The following is a 25,013-nucleotide window of genomic DNA, read 5'->3' on the forward strand; positions in this document are numbered from 1 at the left end:
GCGTTAAACTGTCTTTTTGTCCTCCTGACTGCCAAGGTGCAGCGGGAGGATTTCACATCACGGATATAGGAGTGAAATGAGATGAATAACATGCAGTTATTTGATTTAACGAATGCGCAAAAGCGTATATGGTATACCGAATTACTCTATCCGGATACATCTGTGTCACAGCTATCTGGTACAGCCAAGATGAAGGGTCATATTCATATCGCTGCCTTCATGCAGTCTATCAATTTGATTATCAAACAGTATGATGCGTTCCGCATTCGTATTACCTCAGTGGATGGAGTACCTAAGCAGTATGTCGTTCCTTATGAAGAGAGACAGTTGGAGTGTCTGGATCTTACCCACATCGAAAGCATTTCCGAGGTCGAAGCCTTGCTTGAGCAGCACAAAAGCAAACCTTTGCCATTATTGGACTCTGAACTCTTCCAGTTTTTAATTGTAAAGATTAGTGAGGAAGAATATTGGATTAATATCAAAATGCACCATATCATTTCTGACGGGATTTCTATGGTGGTCTATGGCAATCAACTGATAGCCTTTTATATGGATTTAATTCAAGGAAATGAACCTAAGCTGAGCGATGATTGCTCTTATATTGAATATATTGCAGATGAGAACGCCTATGAGCTTTCTGATAGATACCAGAAGGATAAAGCGTACTGGCTGGACAAATTTTCTGATTTGCCTGAACTGACAGGTTGGAAATCATATAATCCGTTATCGCTAAGTACCCAAGCTGTTCGGGAGCATTTTACTGTGCCAGAGGCGCTATATCGTGAGCTACAGGCATTTTGCCAGCAAAACAGGATTTCTCTGTTCCAATTCTTCATGGGTGCGATGTATATCTACATACACAAAGTGACGAATCAGCCAGATGTGGTGATCGGCACCTCGTTCGCTAACCGGGGGAACAAGAAAGAGAAGCAAAAGATCGGTATGTTTGTCAGCACGGCCGCAGCCAGAACATATGTTGACAAGGATGTAGAGGTGTTGAGCTTCCTGCAGGACGTAGCTAGGGATCAAATGTCAGTCTTGCGGCATCAGAAATATCCGTACAATCAGTTAATTCAGGATCTTAGAGAAATGCACGGCAACAAGGATATTCAGCGGCTTTTTGGTGTTTCCATGGAATACCGCCTTATCAACTGGGTTGATTTGGATGACGTGCGCATTTTGACGGATTATGATTTTTGCGGCGATGAAGTGAATGATTTCGTGCTTCATATCGTGGAGATCTTGGATGAAGGCGAGCTGGTACTGGATATCGATTATCGGACGAAGCTGTTCGAACGCAGTGAAGTAACGGACATGGTGTCCCAGCTGCTTACGATCGCCGAGCAAATCATTCATACACCGCAGCTTACCATCGCAGAGGTAAACCTCTTGGGAGAAGCAGAGGAGCAATCCATTCTGGCTCTTTCGGAAGGTGATGTAGTGGATTACCCGCGTGAGAAAACGATTCATGGCTTATTCGAGGAACAAGCCGCGCGCACGCCGGACCATGTAGCTGTTCAGATGGGCGAGCAGAGCATTACATACCTAGCTCTAAACGAGCAGGCTAACCAGCTTGCGAGATATTTACGCACCGAAGGTGTGGGTGCAGATGTACTCGTGGGGATTATGGCTGATCGTTCCCTAGAGATGGTCATCGGCATGTTGGCGGTTTTGAAGGCAGGAGGGGCCTATGTGCCAATTGATCCTGACTATCCTGAAGAACGTATTCGTTACATGCTAGAGGATTCAGGGGTCCGCTTATTGCTCACCCAAAGCCATCTATGGGAGAGTACCACGTTTGACGGGAAGCTTGTGAGTTTGGACGAAGCCGCAACGTATACAGGAGATGCTTCCAATCTGGAGAGCATTTCGGGACCAAGTCATTTGGCCTATGTTATCTACACATCGGGTACAACTGGCAAGCCAAAGGGAACGCTGATCGAGCATAAAAATGTAGTTCGTCTGCTCTTTAACGATAGCAATTTATTTGATTTCAGTTCCCAGGATACATGGACGCTGTTCCATTCGTTCTGCTTCGATTTCTCTGTATGGGAGATGTATGGAGCGCTTCTTTACGGAGGGAAACTGGTAATTGTCCCAGCCCTTACAGCCAAGAGCCCGGCAGCTTTCCTGGAGCTGTTGAAAGACAATCAAGTTACTATTTTGAATCAAACGCCGACCTATTTTTATCAGGTGATACAAGAAGAGTTAGCACACTCATCCACAGAGCTCAGTCTTAGAAAAATTATTTTTGGCGGAGAGGCCTTGAGTCCGTCTCTTCTGAAAAACTGGCGGGCAAAGTATCCTGGTGTGCAACTGATTAATATGTACGGAATCACGGAAACGACGGTCCATGTCACTTACAAGGAAATCACTGAACATGAGATCGAAGCGGGCAAAAGCAATATTGGTAGAACCATTCCAACGCTTAGCGCTTATATTTTTGATGAACACAGACGCCTGCAGCCTGTCGGAGTTCCAGGGGAGCTATACATCGCCGGGGACGGTCTGGCCCGTGGGTATTTGAACCGACCAGATTTGACGGCTGAAAAATTTGTAGAACATCCGTATCGGGCGGGTGAACGCTTGTATCGAACCGGGGACCTGGCTCGCTGGTTGCCTGACGGCAATATTGAATATTTGGGCCGGATCGACCATCAGGTTAAAATTCGCGGCTACCGGATTGAGCTGGGCGAGGTCGAAGCCCAAATTCTCAAGGCTCCGAACGTACGGGAAACGATTGTCCTCGCGCGGGACGACGAACAGGGACAAAAATTGCTGTGCGCCTACTATGTAGCCTCCAGCGATCTTTCGCCAGGGGAATTGCGGTCTCAGCTGGCAACGGAATTACCAGCTTACATGATTCCCACTTATTTTGTCCGGCTGGAGCAAATGCCGCTTACACCTAACGGCAAGCTGGATCGCCGTGCGTTGCCGGCTCCTGAGGGTAGCGTACAATCCGGCGAAGATTATCTGGCTCCAAGAACGGCAGTGGAAGCACAGCTGGTGCTCATCTGGCAGGATATCCTGGGAGTTGCCCGCGTGGGCGTCCGCGATAATTTCTTTGAGATCGGTGGTCACTCTTTGCGGGCGACATTGCTCGTTACGCGGATTCGCAAAGAGCTGGGATGCAGCATTTCGCTGCGTGAAGTATTCCAGTCGCCTACGGTTGAATCTCTGGCGCGACTGGTGAAAGAACGCATTCCAACCGTGTACGAGTCTATTCCACAGGCTGAGAAAAGCGAAGCATACCCAGTGTCCTCAGCGCAAAAGCGGTTATACGTGCTGAGACAGATGGACGGGGGAGAGCTCAGCTACAATATGCCGGGGGCCTTCACCGTGGACGGACCGTTGGATCGCGTGCGGCTGGAGTCTGCGTTCAAAGCACTGATCCAGCGTCATGAATCGCTGAGAACCGGCTTTTATATGCAGGATGGAGAGCTTGTTCAACGTGTGCATAAGAATGTTCCGTTTGCGTTGGACTACACAGAGGCGTCGGTGGAGGAAACGGATACGCTCATTCACAGCTTTACCCGTGCCTTTGATCTGAGTCAGGCTCCATTATTGCGTGTTGGCTTAGTGAAGCTGCAGGAGGAGCGTCATCTGTTGCTGTTTGATATGCATCATATCATTTCAGATGGTGTTTCCATTCAAATACTGGTGGAGGAACTCACGCAATTGTATCAAGGAGAACACCTACCAGAACTGCATATTCAATATAAGGATTATGCGGTATGGCAACGGGAACAGTCTGAGAGAGAGTGGCAAGACCTTGAAGCGTATTGGCTGCAAGCCTTTGAAGGAGAGTTGCCGGTATTGGAGTTGCCTACCGACTTCCAGCGCCCTTCGGTTCGGAGTTTCGAGGGAAGCCGAATTGATTTTACATTGGACGAGTCTGGCAATAAGGCGATACAAGAGCTTGCATCCCGTACAGGTACTACACTGTATATGGTATTGCTGGCGGCTTATTCGGTGCTGCTGCACAAATATACGGGGCAGAAGGACATCGTCGTAGGATCTCCAGTAGCCGGCAGACCACGGGCGGAGCTTGAGGGCATCATTGGGATGTTTGTCAATACACTGGCCTTGCGCAGTTACCCGGCAGGAGAGAAAACCTTTCAGGATTATCTTCTGGAAGTCAAGGAAACAGCACTCAAGGCGTTCGAGCATCAGGATTACCCTTTTGAAAAATTGGTCGAAAAACTGGGCGTAGGACGTGATGTGAGCCGCAATCCGATCTTTGACACCCTGTTGGTATTACAAAATACGGAGCAAGAAGAGCAGGACATGGATGGAGTGCACTTTACTCCTTACCCAATGGACACCGTCACAGCCAAGTTTGATTTGTCCCTTAATGTAGAGGAGAAGGGTGCTGAACTAGCCTTTGGCCTTGAGTATAGTACGGCTTTGTATCGGCGGGAAACTGTAGAGCGATTGGCAACGCACTTGCTTCGGGTTCTGCATGCAGTCGCGGCTAATCCTCAGTTGCAACTGGCCGAGATTGAGATGATCACACCAGAGGAGAAAGTACAGATCATTGAAGTATTCAACGCGACAGCTACTCCTTATCCAAGGGATAAGACTATTCATGAGTTGTTCGCTGAACAAGTCAAGCGTACACCGGAGCAGACGGCACTGGTATTCGGCGATGTCCGATTAACGTACCTTGAATTGGAAGATAAGGCACGCCGATTGGCCCAAACACTGCGTCGTTTGGGGACACTAAGGGAGCAACCAGTGGCTATTATGGGCGGACGGAGTATCGAGATGGTGGTTGGTATGCTCGCAGTGCTTCAGGCTGGTGGAGCCTATGTGCCGATCGATCCTGATTACCCGGAAGATCGGGTTCGTTATATGCTCGAAGATTCCGATGCCAAGCTACTACTGGTACAAAAGGGCGAGCTTATAAATGTAGACTACGGTCTACCGATTGTTGACCTCAGCAGTGCAGAGGCTTATGCGTCTGAGCCTGTCCAAGCTGAGGAGGTAGTTCAGGGACCAGAGGGACTCGCTTATGTTATCTATACATCGGGTACGACGGGTAGACCGAAGGGCGTTATGGTTGAACACCGGAACGTGGTCCGTCTGGTCAAAGAAACCAATTATGTGGAACTAAACGAATCCACGCGAATTTTGCAGACAGGAGCCGTGGCCTTCGATGCCTCGACCTTTGAGATATGGGGGGCATTGCTTAACGGCGGACAGCTTTATTTTGTGGAGAACGATGACATCCTGATTGCCGATCGGCTCAAAGCAGCTATTGCCAAGTACGGGATTACAACCATGTGGCTTACTTCACCGCTTTTTAATCAGCTTTCACTGCAGGATGAGTACCTGTTCAGAGGACTGAAAGCATTGCTGGTAGGTGGTGACGTACTGTCCATATCTCATATAAACCGTGTCATCGAGGCTAATCCTGATCTTGTCCCTATCAATGGCTATGGTCCGACAGAGAATACGACCTTCTCCACCACCTACAAGATTCCGGGTCGTGTTGAAGGGGGCGTGCCGATTGGTCGCCCGATTAGTAACTCGACCGCTTATGTAGTGAATGAATCGCTGCAATTACAGCCCATTGGTGCTTGGGGCGAGTTGATTGTCGGCGGTGAAGGTGTAGCGCGCGGATATCTCAATCGTCCTGACCTCACAGCAGAAAAATTTGTCCCTAGTCCTGTTAAGGAAGGGGAACGCTGCTACCGAACTGGTGATTTGGTTCGCTGGCTTCCAGATGGGAACCTGGAGTTTAAGGGAAGAATTGATGAGCAGGTCAAAATACGCGGTTACCGTATCGAACTCCCCGAAATCGAGGCTCAATTAGCCAAGGTGGAGTCAGTAGTTGAAGCCGTAGTCGTCGTTCGTGCAGATGAGCTTGGAGAGAAGCAGCTTTGCGCTTATTATGTGGCGGACCGTGCGCTCACGGCAGGCGAAGTACGCCTTGCCCTATCGCAGGTACTTCCGGGCTATATGATGCCATCCTACTTTATCCAGATGGATCGTATGCCATTAACATCAAACGGAAAAGTAGACCGCAGGTCTCTGCCAGCTCCGCAAGTAGGTGCGCATACAGGACGGAAGTATACAGCTCCTCGTACACCGGCTGAAGAAGCTTTGGCGTCTGTCTGGCAAGGGGTGCTGGGTGCTGAACAGGTAGGTATCCATGACAATTTCTTTGAATTGGGCGGAGATTCCATCAAGGCCATTCAGGTGTCGTCACGGTTACTGCAGGCTGGCTATCGGTTAGAGATGAAGCAACTGTTCAAATCCCCAACCATTGCCGAGCTAGGTGTAGAAATACAAACGGCTGTGCATATGGCTGAACAGGGAGTTGTGCGTGGAGCGACTCGCTTGACTCCAGTCCAGCAGTGGTTCTTTGGGCGGAAGCAGGCAGAGCCTCATCACTTCAATCAAGCGGTCATGCTGTATCGTGAACAGGGATTTGAGGAAAAGGCTTTGCATCATGTGCTGAGAAAATTGGCCGAGCACCATGACGCCCTTCGTATGGTTTTCCGTCAGACCGAGCATGGCTACGAGGCTTGGAACCGTGATCTTGAAGAAGGAGAGCTGTATAGTCTGTTCACTGCTGATTTACGGAACGAACCCAATCCAGTTGCAGCCATTACAACGCTGTCGGACGACATCCAGCGCAGCATCAATCTGGCAGAAGGTCCGCTGATGAAGTTAGGGCTTTTCCATTGTCAGGATGGAGACCACCTTCTGATTGTCATCCATCATTTAGTGGTGGACGGAGTATCTTGGCGGATTTTGTTCGAGGACTTCGCAGCAGGCTATGAGCAGGTGATTCAAGGACAAGCACTGACATTCCCGCAGAAGACGGATTCCTTCCGTGACTGGGGAGATGCCCTTGCCCGTTATTCGGAAAGCCCAGAAATCGAGATTCATCGGGCATATTGGAGAGAACTAGGGGATCAGCCGCTCGAGCAGTTGCCGAAGGATGAGGCTGTGGAAAGCCTTTTACTGAAGGATAGCGAAATGGTGACAGCAGAGTGGACTGTGGAAGAAACCGATCAACTGTTGAGAAAAGCCCATCGTGCTTACCAAACGGAAACGAACGATCTGCTATTGGCCGCTCTGGGCATGGCGGTATCTAAGTGGTCTGGCATTGGCAAGATTGCTGTGAATCTTGAAGGGCATGGTCGTGAACCGATTGTGCCGAATATCGATATTACCCGTACTGTCGGCTGGTTTACAAGTCAGTACCCAGTCATTTTAGACATGGGAAATAATACTGAATTGTCAGCCTTGATCAAGTCTGTGAAAGAGGGGCTACGCCGTATTCCGAATAAAGGTATCGGGTATGGGTTGCTCAAAACGATGGCCAGTCAGGAGGACGCAGACAGTTTCAACTTGCAGCCTGAGATTTCTTTTAACTATCTGGGGCAGTTTGATCAGGATTTGCAAGAAAGCTCGTTGCAGGTTTCTCCTTATCCAACCGGAAGCGCGCAAAGCTTGCTGGGAGAGTCAGCCTATACGCTAGATATCAATGGTATGGTGACAGACGGAGCCTTGACTCTGACGATGAGTTATAACGGAAAACAGTATAAGTCATCCACAATGAAACAGCTCGCTGGATATATCGAAGAAAGCCTACGGCTGCTGCTTCAGCATTGTGTAACCCAGGAAAGAACTGTATTGACGCCAAGTGACGTGCTTGCCAAGGGACTGAGTATTGCTGATCTGGAGGAGCTTTCTAAGCAGACCAATCACATAGGCGATATTGAGAATGTATACAGTCTGACGCCGATGCAGAAGGGCATGCTGTTTCATGATATGTTCGAGCCGCATACAGGGGCTTATTTTGAACAGGCCGCCTTTGACTTTAAGGGTAGCTTTGATCCGACCGCTTTCGGACACAGTCTGGATGCAGTGGTGGAGCGCCATGCTATCCTGCGTACGAACTTCTACAGCGGATGGGGCGGTGAGCCTTTACAGGTTGTATTCCGGCATAGAGGCGCCAAATTGGTGTATGAAGACCTGCGTGAGATGAATGCATCGCAGCGTGAAGCTTACCTGAAGACATTTGCGGCTAAGGATAAAGCGCAGGGCTTCAACCTGGCTGAAGATGAGCTTCTGCGTGTATCGATTCTGCACACAGATGAAGAGAGCTTCCGTCTCTTGTGGAGCTTTCACCACATCGTCATGGATGGGTGGTGTGTTCCATTAATTACACAGGAGGTGTTTGAACACTATTTTGCCCTCCTGGAAGGAAGAGAGCCTCAGCTGGCAGAGGTTCAGCCGTATAGCCGGTATATTGAATGGCTGGAACAGCAGGATGAGACAGCTGCGGCCGACTATTGGAGCCGATATCTGGCCGGTTACGAACAACAGACGCTTTTACCTCAAGTCGATGGAGCAGCTAAAAGAGAAGGTTATGTAGCAGAGAAGCTGAATTATCCTGTCAGCAGGGAATTGACTGAACGCCTGGAAAAGGTGGCCAGAGATGCTCATGTTACGATGAATATATTGCTGCAGTCTATCTGGGGCGTTGCGCTTCAACGCTATAACGGTAGTCGGGATGTTGTATACGGAAGTGTGGTATCAGGCAGACCAGCTGAAATCCCAGGTATTGACCGGATGATCGGTCTGTTCATTAATACCATTCCAGTTCGTGTGAAGACGGAAGAAAATCTCCCCTTCACAGTTCTGATGAAGCAACAGCAGGAGCAGTATATGGCTTCTCATATGTACGATACCTACCCGTTGTTTGAAATCCAGGCTCAGACGGACCAAAAGCAGGATCTCATCTCTCATATTATGGTATTTGAGAACTATCCTGTGGAAGAGGAAGTAGAACGTCTGGGAGGTGGCGAGGCTGCCTTTGAGATTGAGGAAGCGGAGCTTCTTGAACAAACGAATTACGATTTTAACTTAATTGTTCTACCGGGCAAAGAGATGAGATTGTTGTTCCAATACAATGCGCTCGTCTATGATCCAGCCACGATCGAACAAATCAAGGGCCACTTGTTCCACCTGATGGAACAAATTGTGGAGAATCCTGCAATTTCCGTGGATGCTCTGGAATTGATTACACCACAGGAGAGAGAGCAGATTCTGAACGTATGGGGAGACACGGGGGCCAGTTCCAAACACCGTACTACGTTTCACGGGCTGTTGGAGGAGCAGGCAGGTCGAACGCCGGACGCCACGGCCATTGTATTTGAGAACGAGGTACTGACCTACGCCGAGCTGAACGCAAAAGCCAATGGATTGGCGAGAAGACTGCGCGCTGAAGGAATCAAGACGGGAGACCTGGTGGGGCTGATTGTTGAACGGTCAACGGATATGATCGTTGGGATGTACGGCATTATGAAAGCCGGGGGCGCCTACGTTCCTATTGATCCAGAGTATCCGAAAGAGCGGATCAACTACATGCTTGAGGATTCGGGGACGAAGATGATTCTTGCACAAGCTCATCTGCTGGAGCATAGAGGCTGGACGGGGAATGTCCTGTTGCTGGATGAACCGTCGACCTATGATGCCGACACTTCGAATTTGAAGGATACGGCCGACCCTGATGATTTGGCTTACGTGATCTATACCTCAGGCACGACAGGTCAGCCTAAGGGCGTATTAGTGGAACACCGGGGACTACAAAATCTGTCGGACGTATACCGCGGACTCTTCGAAGTTACACCGCAGGATCGGATTGTTCAGTTTGCAAGCCTGTCGTTCGATGCATCGGTTTCGGAAATTTTAACGACATTGAGCCACGGAGCTACTCTGTGTATTCCTTCTACACAAGAGATTTTGGATCATGCTCTGTTCGAGCAGTTCATGAACGATAAGGGGATTACGGTAGCGACTTTGCCACCAGCCTACGCTATCCATCTCGAGCCAGAGCGTCTGCCGACACTGCGATGCCTGCTAACAGCTGGGTCAGCCACATCGGTCGAATTGATCGAAAAGTGGAGAAAGCATGTACAATACTTCAATGCATATGGTCCAACTGAGGACTCCGTATGCACTACCATATGGAATGCCCAGAACAGTAAAGAAACCGTAGGAATCGTATCCATTGGACAACCAATTGCCAACCATCGTGTGTATATCTTGGATGGCCATTTCAGATTGCTGCCTGTCGGCGTAGCTGGAGAACTGTGCATTTCGGGTATCGGGTTAGCACGGGGGTACCATAACCGCCCTGAGTTAATGGATGAGAAATTTGTGGACAATCCGTATGCTCCAGGAGAGCGTATGTATCGGACAGGCGACCTGGTTCGCTGGTTACCGAATGGAACCATCGAGTACTTGGGTCGAATAGATCATCAAGTCAAAATTCGTGGCTATCGGATCGAGCTGGGCGAGGTCGAAGCATACATGCTCAGAGTGCCGTCCGTACAGGAAGTCGTGGCCTTGGCTGTGGAGGGCGATGATGGCTACAAGGATCTAGTCGCTTACTTCGTAGCTGCTCAGAAGCTTGAGGTATCCGAGCTCCGGGCAGTTCTGTCGGAGATGTTGCCTGGATTTATGATCCCTTCTCGCTTCATACAACTGGAGGACATGCCTTTAACGTCGAACGGAAAAATAGATCGAAAAGCGCTGCAAGGCGAGCGTGGATGGGCAGTGACTTCATCTGAGGCTCCAAAGACACCTGTAGAAATCCAATTAGCCGAAATCTGGCAAGAGGTGCTGGGTGTAGAGAGCGCGGGAGTAAAGGATAATTTCTTCCATTTTGGAGGCCATTCACTGCGTGCAGCTTTGCTAGTCTCACGAATTCGTAAGGAGATGAATCGAGAGATTAGTCTAAGAAAAGTGTTCGAGTCGCCTACCATTGAAGGATTGGCTCGGGCCATTGAAGCCTATACACCGCTGAATTTCGAAGAAATTTCTACAGCCGAAGCACGCGAGCACTATCCATTGTCCTCAGCCCAAAAACGGCTGTTTATCCTTAGTCAGCTGGAAGGTGGAGAGCTGAGCTACAATATGCCAGGTATCCTTACGGTTGAGGGAGACCTGAATCGGGAACGGCTGGAGCAGGCATTCCGTCGTCTGATTCGTCGTCATGGTTCACTGCGCACCCGTTTTGTGACCGTTAACGGTGAACCTGTACAGCAAATCCTACCGGATGTTCCGTTTACGGTGGAATATGCGGAGTTGAGCGAGTCAGAGGCAGAAGCTACCCTTCAGCAATTTGTCCGTCCTTTCGATCTTGGTGAAGCTCCATTGCTGCGGGTGGGTCTGATTCGTATTGCACATGAGCGCCATTTACTATTGTTTGACATGCATCATATTGTCTCAGATGGGGTTTCTATGAATATTCTCATAGAGGAGTTTCTCCGTTTCTACCAAGAAGAGGACGTATTGCCTGCGCTACAAATCCAGTACGCAGATTATGCGGTATGGCAGCAAGAGCAGCTCGGAAGAGAGCGTCTCAAAGCCCAGGAAGCTTACTGGCTGGATGCATTCCGCGGAAGCTTGCCAGTGCTGGATTTGCCAGTGGACGAAGTTCGTCCTGCGGTACGAAGCTTTGCGGGAGATCGGATTGACTTCCAGATTGATGCTTCTCTGAGCGCTTCACTTCAGGAGCTGGCTACCCGAACAGGTTCTACGCTGTTCATGGTGCTGCTGGCAGCCTATACGACGCTCTTGCATAAGTACACGGGTCAGGAAGATGTCATTGTCGGTTCACCAGTGGCGGGAAGATCCCATGCCACACTCGAAGGTCTCATCGGTATGTTCGTAGGCACAGTGGCACTGCGTACTTATCCAGAGGGCGAAAAGTCCTTCGAGGCTTACTTGCAGGAAGTGAAGGAAACAGCCCTGCGGGCCTATGAAAACCAGGATTATCCGTTCGAGGAGCTGGTAGAGAAGCTGCAGCTTCAGCGTGACCTAAGTCGCAACCCACTATTTGATACCATGTTTGTTCTGCAAAATATCGAGCAGGGAGAACAAGAAATCGAGGGATTGCGTTTCACTCCTTACGATCATGTACATCCTGCTGCCAAGTTTGACCTCACACTGACGGTGAGCGAAGCGGATGGGACATTGAACTGCACGCTGGAATACGCGACTGCAATCTACAAGCGGGAGACCGCTGAGCGGATGGCAGCCCACTTTGTACAGCTTATTCAGGAAGCTATCGCCAATCCGGGAATGTCGTTGTCATCCCTGGATATCGTGACACCGCAGGAAAAATCGATGTTGATGAAAGATGCGGACGAAGCCAAAGCAGATTATCCTCGTGACAAAACGATTCATGCACTGTTCGAGGAACAGGCTGTTCGTAATCCGGATGCAATAGCAGTCGTATGTGAAGAGGCAACCCTGTCTTATAGCGAGCTGAATGAGCGGGCCAACGGACTTGCCAGAACACTGCGCGAGCGTGGTCTGCAACCAGATGGTCTGGTTGGAATCATGGCGGAACGTTCCCTTGAAATGGTCGTTGGGATTTTAGCCATTTTGAAGGCGGGCGGAGCTTATGTCCCTGTGGACCCTGAATATCCAGAGGATCGCGTTCGCTTTATGCTTGAGGATTCGGGAGCTAAGCTTCTGCTGACACAAGCACATCTGGAGACACGTGTCTCCTTTACCGGGGACGTCATCAATCTGGATGAGCCGGCTTCCTACAAGGAAGATGTCTCAAATCTGGAGCCTGCAGCTGGACCGAATCATCTTGCCTACGTCATCTACACATCGGGTACGACAGGCAAGCCTAAGGGAACACTGATCGAGCATAAAAATGTAGTCCGCTTGCTCTTTAATGATAAAAATATGTTTGACTTCGGTTCTCAGGATACGTGGACGCTGTTCCATTCGTTCTGTTTCGACTTCTCTGTATGGGAAATGTACGGGGCATTGCTGAACGGAGGTCGTCTGGTCATCGTTCCGTCGTTGACCGCGAAGAGCCCTGAGCGTTTCCTGCAATTGCTTAAGGATCAGAAGGTTACCGTGTTGAACCAGACGCCAACATACTTCTACCAGTTGCTACAGGAAGAACTTAGTCATCGCGCGGCAGAGTTGAGCCTCCGCATGATTATCTTTGGTGGAGAGGCATTAAGCCCGGCCTTGCTCAAGGACTGGAGAGCGAAATATCCGCAAGTGCAGCTCATCAACATGTATGGCATCACGGAAACGACCGTGCATGTGACCTATAAGGAAATTACAGAACTGGAAATTGAGCAGGGTCGCAGTAATATCGGTATCCCGATTCCGACACTACGTGCGTACATTCTGGATGAACAACGCCGTCCACAACCGATTGGCATTCCGGGTGAACTCTACGTTGCGGGCGAAGGGCTGGCGCGTGGCTACCTAAATAGACCGGAATTGACGGAAGAGAAGTTTGTAGCTCATCCGTTTGAAGCGGGCGAGCGTATGTACCGCTCAGGTGACTTGGCACGCTGGTTGCCGGATGGCAGCATGGAGTATCTCGGGCGGATTGACCATCAGGTTAAAATTCGGGGTTACCGCATTGAGCTGGGCGAAGTGGAGGCGAAGCTGCTCCATGCTCCGTCTGTAAGGGAGGCCGTTGTGCTTGCCCGAGAGGATGGAAGTAGACAAAAAGTGCTGGTCGGCTATTTCACTGCGGATCAGATGCTGACGGTAGGCGAATTGAGAAAAGCCTTGGCTGCTGAACTGCCGGCTTATATGATTCCATCTTACTTTATGCAATTGGAACAGATGCCGTTGACGCCAAATGGCAAGCTGGATCGCAAAGCGCTTCCGGCTCCAGAGGCCAATGTGCAGACTGGAGCGGTGTATGAAGCGCCGAGGAACGCAGCTGAGGAAGCTTTGGCTTCCGTATGGCAAGGTGTGCTGGGAGCACAGCAGATCGGTATCCATGATCATTTCTTCGATCTGGGCGGTGACTCTATTAAGGCGATTCAGGTATCCTCCAGATTGTTCCAGTCCGGATATAAATTAGAGATGAAGGATCTCTTCAAATATCCGACCATTGCCGAGCTAAGCCCGTATCTTCAGGTAGCCGGACGCACAGCAGAGCAAGGTGAGATCAAGGGTGCAGCGGAGTTAATGCCAATTCAGCGTTGGTTCTTTGAACGCCACACAGCAGAGCCGCATCATTACAATCATGCTGTCATGCTCCATCGGAAAGACGGCTTTGATGAGGCTGCACTCCGGTTGACAATAGACCAAATTGCGATCCATCATGACGCGCTTCGTATGGTTTTCCGACCTACAGAAGCGGGATACACGGCTTGGAATCGGGGAGTTGACGAAGGTGAACTCTACACATTGGACATCGCCGATATGCGGCAGGCAGATGACGAGGTAGCTGCTGTTCAAGCCCAGGCCGATGCCATTCAGGCGAGCTTCCACTTGGAAGACGGCCCGCTGTTCAAGCTAGGCTTGTTCCATTGTAAGGATGGCGATCATTTGTTGATTGTCATTCATCACCTCTTGGTTGACGGCGTGTCCTGGCGCATCCTGTTTGAGGACATTGCAACAGGATACGAGCAGGCGTTGAACGGACAAGTGATTGTTCTTCCGCAAAAGACCGATTCGTATCTTGTATGGTCCGAGCAAGCGGCGAAGTATGCAGCAGGCCCTGCTCTGGACAAGGAACGTTCATACTGGCAGCAGATTGAGGAGACGATTCTGACTCCACTGCCAAAGGATCAGGATCAGGAGCCGGGCACCATTCGGGATACCGAGTCGGTTACGGTAACGTGGTCTGCTGAAGAAACCGACCTGCTGTTGCGACAAGCAAACCGGGCTTATCATACGGAGACGAATGATTTGCTCTTGACTGCTCTGGGAGCAGCTATTCAGCGCTGGACAGGCGTGGAGCAGGTTCTGGTTAACCTTGAAGGGCATGGCCGGGAAATGATCATACCAGATCTGGATATTACCCGTACCGTGGGCTGGTTCACAACTCAGTACCCTGTTCTGCTGAACCTGCAAGATGGGCAGGAAGTATCTACCCGAATCAAGCGCATTAAGGAGAATTTGCGAGAGGTTCCGCACAAAGGCATCGGCTACGGTCTGCTGAAGTATATGGCACCGGAAAATGGCGCTCGATTCAGCGTAGAACCGGAAGTTTCCTTCAACTACCTTGGACAGTTTGACCAGGACTTGGAGGGCAATGCTCTTAGCTTGTCTACACATTCAGTCGGTAAGGCGGTCAGCGATCACACACCACAGCAATATGCTCTGGATGTGAATGGCATGGTTGCCGAAGGCCAGCTATCACTGACGATTACGTATAGCAATAGGCAGTACCGTAAGGAGACGGTGAGTCATTTTGCTGAATTATTACAGTCAAGCCTTAGCGAGGTCATCCGGCATTGTGTGGTTCAGGAGCGTGCGCAGCTTACGCCAAGTGATGTTCTGTTCCAAGGTCTGACCCTGGAGCAGCTTGATCGACTCACAGCCCAGACGGCCCATATTGGAGAGATTGAGGATGTGTACAAGCTAACGGCAATGCAGAAGGGCATGCTCTTCCACAGCTTGCTGGAGCCGGACTCCTCTTCCTACTTTGAGCAGGCAACGTTTGAGCTACGTGGCAGCTTCGATGTAGATACCTTCTTCGAGAGCTTCCAGGCTTTGGCGCAACGACATGCCATACTGCGTACCGGTTTTTACAACAATATTACTGATGTACCGCTGCAAGTTGTCTTTAAGCAACGGCCTATCCCTCTGAACTACGTAGATTTGCGTGCCGCTACGTTGGAGGAGCAAGAAGCCCAGATTCAGGCTTACACTACTGAAGATATGGCTAAGGGATTCAGCTTGTCAGAAGATCCGCTGATGCGAGTGACTGTCTTGCAAAAAGAACAAAGCCACCTTGTATTGTGGAGCTTCCATCATATTGTCATGGACGGCTGGTGCATCCCGATTATTACACAGGAGCTGTTCGATTATTATTCTGCCCTGCGTCAGCAAGTACAGCCTGTACTGCCGCCGGCTCAGCCCTACAGCCGTTATATTGAATGGCTTGATGCACAGGACGATCAAGAGGCTTCAACATATTGGAGTCAATATCTCGAAGACTATGACGGCAATACGGTATTGCCAGAAGCTAAAACGAAATCTCAAGCTAAAGAAGAGGGCTACGTTCTGAATGAGCATGTTCTCCATTTGGGTACAGCCTTGACCCGCAAAATGGACGTTGTCGCGAAGCGCAATCATGTGACGGTCAACACACTCATGCAGACAGCCTGGGGACTGATTCTCCAGCGTTACAATGCCAGCTCGGATGTAGTTTTCGGCGGTGTTGTATCGGGTAGACCTGCTGAGATTGCAGGGATCGAGAATATGGTGGGTCTGTTTATTAATACAGTACCTATCCGTGTACAGTCATCCAAAGACGAGGCCTTCGTCGAGGTGATGAAACGTACACAGGCACATTCGTTGGCTGGTCGTGCCTACGACACTTATCCGCTGTATGAGATTCAGGGGAAAACAACTCAAAAGCAAGACCTGATTTCTCATATTATGATCTTTGAAAATTATCCGCTTGACGAACAGGTAGAACAGTCGGGTAATCAAACAGAGGACAATCTCGAAGTGGCCAACTTCGCCATGTTTGAGCAAACTAACTATGACTTTAACCTGGTTGTCATTCCAGGCGAGGACATTAAGGTCTGCATTCGCTACAATGCTTCGGTCTACGAGCAAGAAAGCATTGCGCGAATCGGAGGACACTTGTTGCAAATGCTCGATCAGGTAGCTACTCGTCCGCAAGCGACGATACAGGAGCTGGAGATTGTAACACCGGATGAACGGACGAAGCTGCTTGACTGGGGTGGCAAGGCTCATGTCTATCCAAGTGATCAGGGTCTGCACACCTTGTTTGAAGAACAGGTTGCCCGTACGCCGGATAAGATCGCGGCAATAAGCGGTGACATCCAGATCACGTATCGGGAGCTGAACGAGCGGGCAAACAGACTGGCTTCGACCTTGATAGCCCAAGGACTGCGGAGCGAACAAGTAGTGGGTCTATTGGCGGATCGATCAGTGGAACTGCTGGTTGCCATTATGGGCGTGCTCAAAGCGGGCGGAGCCTATGTACCGATTGATCCTGAATATCCGCAGGAGCGGATACAGTATATTCTGAAGGACTCTGGCGCTGAGATTCTGCTCACACAGAGCCACCTGACGAAGCTAGCGTCCTTTGAGGGAATGGTTATGGAATTGGATTCTCCGCACATCTACGGAACTGGAGTGAATAATCCTAATATTCCTGTGAGAGGAAACGATTTGGTGTATTTAATCTATACTTCGGGTACAACAGGAAATCCGAAGGGAACCATGATTAACCATAAAGGAATCGTGAACTACATCTGGTGGGCCAATAAAGTCTATTGTGCAGGGCAACCAACGGACTTCCCGCTGTATTCATCCATATCGTTTGACTTGACGATGACATCAATGTTTACTCCGTTAATAAATGGAGGAATAGTACGGATTTATGATGGTATAGATAAAGCGGAGGTTGTTCAGCATATTTTGCACGAAAATGCGGTCGATATTCTCAAGCTGACGCCGACACATCTCAGTCTCATAAAAGACATGACCATTCCAGCGGAAAGTCGCATTCAGCAGCTCATTGTGGGTGGAGAGAATCTGACCACGCATTTGTCAAAAACGATTACCGACCTCTTTGGTGGCAACATCAAGATTTACAATGAATACGGTCCAACCGAAACCGTCGTCGGCTGCATGATTCACCTGTACGATCCTGCGAAGGATACACGAGAATCCGTACCGATTGGATTGCCGTCCGATAACATATACATTCATATCTTGGATGAACAGCTTCGTCTCGTACCGTTAGGTGTGGAGGGCGAAATGTACATCGCCGGGGACGGAGTAGCCCGTGGATACCTGAACCGTCCGGATCTTACCGCTGAAAAATTCATTAGGAATCCGTTCGCCGCGGAAGGAAATATGTATCGGACCGGAGATTTAGCTCGTCGCCTTCCTAATGGAGAGATTGAGTACATTGGGCGTATTGACCATCAAGTCAAAATCCGGGGCTATCGTATTGAGCTTGGTGAGATTGAGGCCAAGTTGCTGGATATGCCACTTGTTGAGGAAGCTCTCGTTGTTGCGTGGGCAGATGCCAATGGACAGAAGTCTCTATGTGCTTACTTTGTAGCGGATCGGGAAATGTCTGTCAGCGAGCTGAGAAATGAACTGTCTGCTGAACTGCCTGCATATATGATTCCGTCTTACTTTGTCCAAATGGACGTAATGCCTTTGACACCGAATGGCAAGCTGGATCGCAAGGCACTGCCTGAACCAAACGTGGGTGTGAAGGCAGGAGCCGCCTTTGCTGCTCCGCGGACGGATGTGGAGAACATTTTGGCTTCGATTTGGCAAGGTGTGCTCGGCGTGCCGCTTGTTGGCATACATGATAATTTCTTTGAACTTGGAGGCGACTCGATCAAATCGATTCAGGTTTCATCAAGACTTCTCCACGCAGGTTACAAACTGGAAATGAAGAATTTGTTCAGCTATCCAACAATTGCGGAACTGGCTCAGCGCGTTAGCGCAGTCAGCCGAATTGCAGATCAGAGCGAGGTACACGGAACGGTAAAACTGGGACCTGCCCAGCGCAGATTTTTCGAAGAGCAGTCAACGGATCTTCATCACTTTAATCAGTCGGTTATGCTGTACCGACGTGAAGGCTTTAATACCGATGCGCTCGCCAAGGTTATTCAAAAAATTGCAGAGCACCATGATGCGCTGCGACTGGTGTTCCGCCAAGGAGAGCACGGAGTAGAAGCCTGGAACCGTAGCTTGGGCGAAGGTGAACTGTACAGCCTCCAAATCCACGATTTGCGGGATGAAAAAGATCCGGCTTTGGCAATAGAAGCAGGTGCAGAAGCCATTCAGCGCAGCATCTCTCTGGAGGATGGACCTCTCTTTAGACTAGGTCTATTCCGCTGTACGGAAGGCGAACATTTGTTGATCGTTATTCATCACTTGGCTGTGGATGGCGTATCCTGGCGTATTCTCTTTGAGGACCTACAGGAAGGCTACGAGCAGGCAGGACGTGGAGAAGCGGTCAAACTTCCACAGAAGACGGATTCGTACCGTGCATGGGTTGATGGAATCACGCAATACGCCAACAGCCCGGCGGCTGAACAAGAACGCAGCTTTTGGGCAGAGGTGGAAGGAGAGGGATTTGCCCTTCTTCCAAAAGACAAGGTGGACGGCGCTCTTCTTATAAAAGACAGCGAGGCTGTTACGGTAACATGGTCGGCAGAAGAGACAGAGCAGTTCTTGAAAGAGGCGAATCGCACTTACAATACGGAAGTTAACGATCTGCTCTTGACGGCCCTCGGTATGGCAGTTCAAGAGTGGACAGGGATCGAACGTGTAGGCATCCTGCTGGAAGGACATGGACGGGAGCCTGTAGTACCAGAATTGGATATCACTCGCACGATAGGCTGGTTTACAAGTCAGTATCCTGTCGCCCTTGAGATGGGAGGCGAAATGGAGATCGGCGCCAGAATCAAGCGTATTAAGGAAGATCTGCGTCGTATCCCGAACAAAGGTGTAGGATATGGTATTTTGAAATATTTGAGCGACGTATCGGATGGCTCCTCCTTCTCGGCAGAACCGGAGATTACCTTCAACTACCTGGGGCAGTTTGATCAGGATCTTGCAGAGGGAACGATGGAGGTATCACCTTACTCGGCAGGATCTGAGGTCAGTGAGCAGATGGTGCAGCATCAGGCATTGAACATCAATGGGCTGATTACCGAAGGACAGCTTCAGCTTTCGGTCAGCTATAACCATCAGCAGTTCCATGCAGATTCGGTAGAGAAGTTTGTCGGTATCCTGAAGGAGCGTCTCAGTGAAGTTATTGGGCACTGTGTGCGCAAGGAAAGAACCGAACTTACACCAAGCGATGTACTCCTCAAAGATATCAGCTTGGAGGAAATCGAGGAGCTGGAAGAGCAGACACGGCACATCGGTAGCATTGAAAATATGTATAAACTGACACCAATGCAAAAGGGAATGTTGTTCCACAGCTTGCTGGAGCCTCATTCAGAGGTCTACTTTGAGCAGGCCACATTTGAAATTCAGGGAGTGTTCTATCCTGAGGATTTCAAACGCAGCTTACAGCATCTGATGAAACGGCATGCCATATTGAGAACGAATTTCCATGCCGGATGGGGCGATTTCCCCATACAGATTGTGTTCAAAGAAAGAGCATGCGATTTCGTATACGAGGATTTGCATGAGCTGGAATCCAGTGAAATAGAAGCGCGTCTTGTAGCTTACATTGCCCAAGACAAAGCAAGAGGCTTTGATCTTGCGAACGAAGCCTTGCTGCGTGTTGCTATTCTACGTACTGCAAAAGAGCATTACCATCTGTTGTGGAGCTCTCATCACATCATTTTGGATGGCTGGTGTATGCCGCTTGTACTTCAGGAAGTGTTTGAAACATACGGAGCTCTACGTGAGCAAAAGGAACCTGAGCTTCCTGCAGCAGCATCGTACAGCCAGTACATTCAATGGTTGGAGAAACAAGGCGAGGAAGAGGCATCCTCTTACTGGAGAGGATATCTGGAAGGCTACGAGCAGCAGACGAAGCTGCCACAGGCTTTTACACAGCCATCGGCCAAAGCAGAAGCCTACTTGTCAGAGAAGCTGGTATTCACGTTGGATGCGGAATTGACCGAGCGCCTGGAACAAGTGGCCAAGCAGCACCAGGTGACGATGAACACACTGATGCAAGCAGCCTGGGGAATCGTGTTGCAACGCTATAATAGAAGCCAGGATGTCGTCTTCGGAAGTGTGGTATCGGGCAGACCTGCCGAGATTCCGGGTATCGAAAGCATGATCGGTCTCTTCATTAATACAGTTCCAGTTCGAGTTCAAGCCGAAGGAAGCGAATCGTTCTCGCATGTAATGAAGAGACAGCAGGAATTATATTTGGCAGGACATGCTTATGATTCCTATCCGCTCTATGAGATTCAGGCACAGAGTGAGCAAAAGCAAGATTTAATTTCTCATATTATGGTATTTGAAAATTACCCGGTAGAAGAGCACCTGGAAGAGAAAATTGCCAATGATGAGGCTGAATACAAAATTACGGATGTTCAGATGTTTGAACAGACGAATTATGATTTTAACCTCATTGTGCTGCCGGGACGTAGTCTAGAGTTCTTGTATCGTTATAATGCTCGTGTCTATGACCGGGAGAGCGTGGAACGGATTCAAGGACACTTGACGAAAATTCTGACAAGCGTATCTGTACAACCTGCTATCCGTATTGATGAGCTGGAGCTGATTACGCCAGAAGAGAAATCACAAATTATAGAGGTATGGGGAGACACAGCAGCTCCTTATCCGCGTGAGAAGACCCTTCACGGTATATTTGAGGAAAAAGCTGCGCTCACACCGGATCATACAGCACTTATTTTCGGCGAAACGGAGCTTACCTACGGAGAACTTCATCAGCAGGCCAACCGCCTTGCACGTACGCTGCGTGCGCAAGGGGTCAGACCGGATCAGCCAGTCGGCATCATGGTCGAGCGTTCGCTTGAGATGATCATTGGCATCCATGCCATTCTAAAAGCGGGCGGCGCCTATGTACCGATTGATCCGGAATTCCCTGAGGATCGTATTCGCCACATGCTGGAGGATTCGGGAGCGAAGCTGCTGCTGACGAAGAGCCATCTCACAGATCGTTTCCCATTCACTGGCACGATCCTGGCACTGGATGATCCGCAGGCGTATCATGCGGATGACTCCAATCTGGAGCCAATTGCAGGGCCAGAGCATCTGGCGTATATCATTTACACGTCGGGTTCAACTGGCAAGCCGAAAGGTGTAATGATTGAGCATCGCTCCGCCGTCCATACACTGAGTCAGTTGGAAGCTGAATATCCGATGTTGGCAGGTGATCGATTCCTGCTCAAAACGACATTCACCTTTGACTTCTCCGTGCCAGAGCTGTTCTGCTGGTTCTTTGGACAGGGGACGCTTGTGATCCTGCCGCCGGGCGTGGACAAAGACCCAGTGGCACTGCTGGAGGCTGTGGATACGAACCGAATCACGCATCTTAATTTGGTACCTTCGATGCTCAGCGTGCTCGTTCAATATTTGAAAGAAAGCAGTACCCAAGGATTCCTTACTCTGAAATATCTGTTTGCCTGCGGCGAGACGCTGCCTGCCAAACTTGTGGAAGAGTACTATAAAGTGTCTCCTTATGCTGTACTGGAGAACATCTACGGTCCTACGGAAGCGGCTGTATATGCGACTCGATATACAACGAGTCCTGAGACTGCTGCTCTAACGCATGTGCCTATCGGCAAACCGTACGCTAACGTCCAAGTATGGATGATGGATAGCGCTGCTCAATTATCACCAGTAGGTGTGCCGGGGGAACTCTGTATTGCAGGTGAAGGGGTAGCGAGAGGGTACTTCAACCAGCCGGACCTGACGGCAGAGAAGTTCATTCCTCATCCATACAAGCCAGGAGAACGGATTTACCGAACAGGCGATTTGGCCCGGTGGTTGCCAGACGGGAATATTGAGTATTTGGGACGGATCGATCACCAGGTAAAAATCCGCGGTTACCGCATTGAGTTGGGAGAAGTGGAAGCACAAATCCTGAAGGTGCCGTCGGTGCAGGAGGCAGTTGTTCTAGCACTGGCTGACTCCAGCGGAAGTACTCAGCTTTGCGCATACTTTGTGGCCGAGGAAGGGCTCGCAGCGGGCGTCCTACGCGAGGCACTGGCCAGCGAGCTGCCAAGCTACATGATTCCATCTGCTTTCATACAGCTGGGACAAATGCCACTGAATCCGAATGGCAAATTGGATCGCAAAGCGCTACCAGCACCGGAAACCCTTCTGCGGAGTACGGCGGAGTATATCGCGCCGCGTACGCAGACAGAAGTAGAGCTCGCTCAGATTTGGTCCGAGGTGCTCGGTGTACAGGAAATCGGAATCAGGGATCATTTCTTCGAGCTTGGGGGCCATTCCCTGAAAGTATTGGGCTTGATTCAAAGGATCTCGTCCAGTATGGGCGTCCATCTCCCGCTCCAGGCCGTGTTTAATCTGCCGACAGTGGAAGAAATGGCACATGAAATTTTCAAGCTGCAGGCAACAGCTGCTGCGGATGAACAAGAAATGGAGATTATCCGCTTCCCAGGGAAAGGAACACTTAAAGTATTTTGCTTCCCTCCACGGGTAGGCCACTCTTTGGGGTACTATGAGATGGCCAAGGAGCTGGAAGGGCTTTGCGAGGTGTACGGGATGGAATTTATCGGCGATCGGTACCAGGGTCAGGATATGCTGGATCGATACATCGATGCCATCGTGGATATTCAAGCAGAGGGTCCATATGTATTCCTGGGATACTCACTTGGAGGAAATCTGGCCTTCGAGGTAGCTAAAGCCATGGAAATGCGAGGGTACCATGTTGGCGACATTATTATGGTAGATGCTATGAGAAAGATGTCCAAGGATGAATCGACACCAGAGGAGCTTGAAGAGATTGTCGAGACAGTGTTGGACAGCATTAGAGAGCAGTACAAAGCATTCCTCGCAGATCCAGCGGACAGGGAGCGAGTCATGGAAAAAATGCTAGTTTACTCCACCTACCGCGATGAACTTATTAACGCAGGTGAAGTTCATGCAAATATCCATGCTCTGATTGCAGAGGATGATAGTATTGGGCCGGATACATCATTAGATAAATTGTTATGGCAACAGGCAACACTTGGCCAATACAAAGAATACGAAGTCATCGGAACGCATGATGTGCTGCTTGATTCCGGTTTTGTCGGGGAAAATGCTAAAGTACTGAGACAAATACTTGGTAAAATTGCAGAAGCCTCATCTAAAAACAAGCCTATTTTGTCCTAAGATCAAACAACGAGAGTAGTAGTGAGCAGCAAAGACGCCCGGGTTCCTTTATGTAGGAGGGACCCGGGCGTCTTTTTTATTTTATGAAATCCTCAATATGCAGAGAGTAGTGCCTCTAATGATCAGTGTTTGTTTTAGCAACGGTTGACCGAGAATAATGGATATTGGAGCTGAGCTCACGGATGACTTGAATGACAAGCTCTGGTTGATCATGAATAATCATATGCTCGCTCTTCTTGGCAACAATAAATTTACTATTGGTAGAGATATTGAGCATCTCGCGTTGCCCAATTTGCCAGCTTTGTTCGATCTGATCATTTCCACGCTTGCTAATACCAAACTGAGTCAAATCTTGCTGAATGCCTCGGGCTATCACACGCACAGGGAGGTTACCCAAATGCTGGCCGCGTATGGCATCTTCGGTAGTGCTCGCCAGATCACCCTCCTCGGCAACAGAGCGGAAGTACTTAGGGGAAGCAACAATATTCACAAAAGATTTTCTATCTCGATACTCCACCCGTCCGTTTAGCATAAAATTGGGAAACAGACGGAAAGCCCCTGCTTTTTCTAGGAGAATGGATATGAGTGGCGAGGGATTGCCCTTAGGTCGTTCTTTGGCATAGATCTTATTGGTCCGGCGAGCATCATTCTCAGGCCTAGCATCCACTAGAACCAGTCCTGCTACTTCGTTTCTGTATGTTTGTGCATAAAGCCTTGAGTACATCCCCCCGAGAGAATGACCTACAAAGATATAAGGAGGTTGGATGTCTGCATTCTTTAGAGCAGTATGAAGCTCCCGAACGATGTTTTCACCGGTGCGTGGTGTATTTGCCTCCTCGCTCCATGCATAGCCTGCCCGATCATAAGATACAACGGTGGCAAAGGATGACAGCTTCTCGGGAATATCCCTCCAGGACAGGCTACTTTCCCCGCTTCCTGATTCAAGCACGATCGTCGGAGAGCCAGCACCTATTTTATGAATATGGAGACGATAGCCTCCAGCGTCGACCATTCTCCCCAGAGGAGGATATTGCGACTTATCGTGTTTGGATGCAATCGACTCATACACAAATCCAGAGATAACGACAAGCAGTAAGCAAGAGATAACCCCAAATACGACTCTCGTCCAGGTTGGCCTTCGTTGTTTCATTTAAAATCTACTCCTCTATAATGTCATTATTTAATTAATCATCATCTATTTC

General features: G+C 49.6%; 2 protein-coding genes. One reads left to right on the forward strand and one right to left on the reverse strand.

Features of this window, described 5'->3' with window-relative positions; all coding sequences use genetic code 11:
* Nucleotides 1-81: 81 nt before the first annotated feature.
* Nucleotides 82-23,811, forward strand: coding sequence for a non-ribosomal peptide synthase/polyketide synthase (locus EGM68_RS00890; protein WP_129548510.1), 23,730 nt, complete (start codon nucleotides 82-84; stop codon nucleotides 23,809-23,811).
* 115 nt (nucleotides 23,812-23,926) lie between these two features.
* Here EGM68_RS00890 and EGM68_RS00895 read toward each other — a convergent pair whose 3' ends face one another.
* On the reverse strand, nucleotides 23,927-24,961 hold the full coding sequence (locus EGM68_RS00895) for an alpha/beta hydrolase (protein ID WP_129548511.1): 1,035 nt from the start codon (nucleotides 24,959-24,961) through the stop codon (nucleotides 23,927-23,929).
* Between the last annotated feature and the right edge of the window lie 52 nt (nucleotides 24,962-25,013).

This window comes from Paenibacillus sp. M-152, from assembly GCF_003856555.1.
GTDB lineage: Bacteria > Bacillota > Bacilli > Paenibacillales > Paenibacillaceae > Paenibacillus > Paenibacillus polymyxa_C.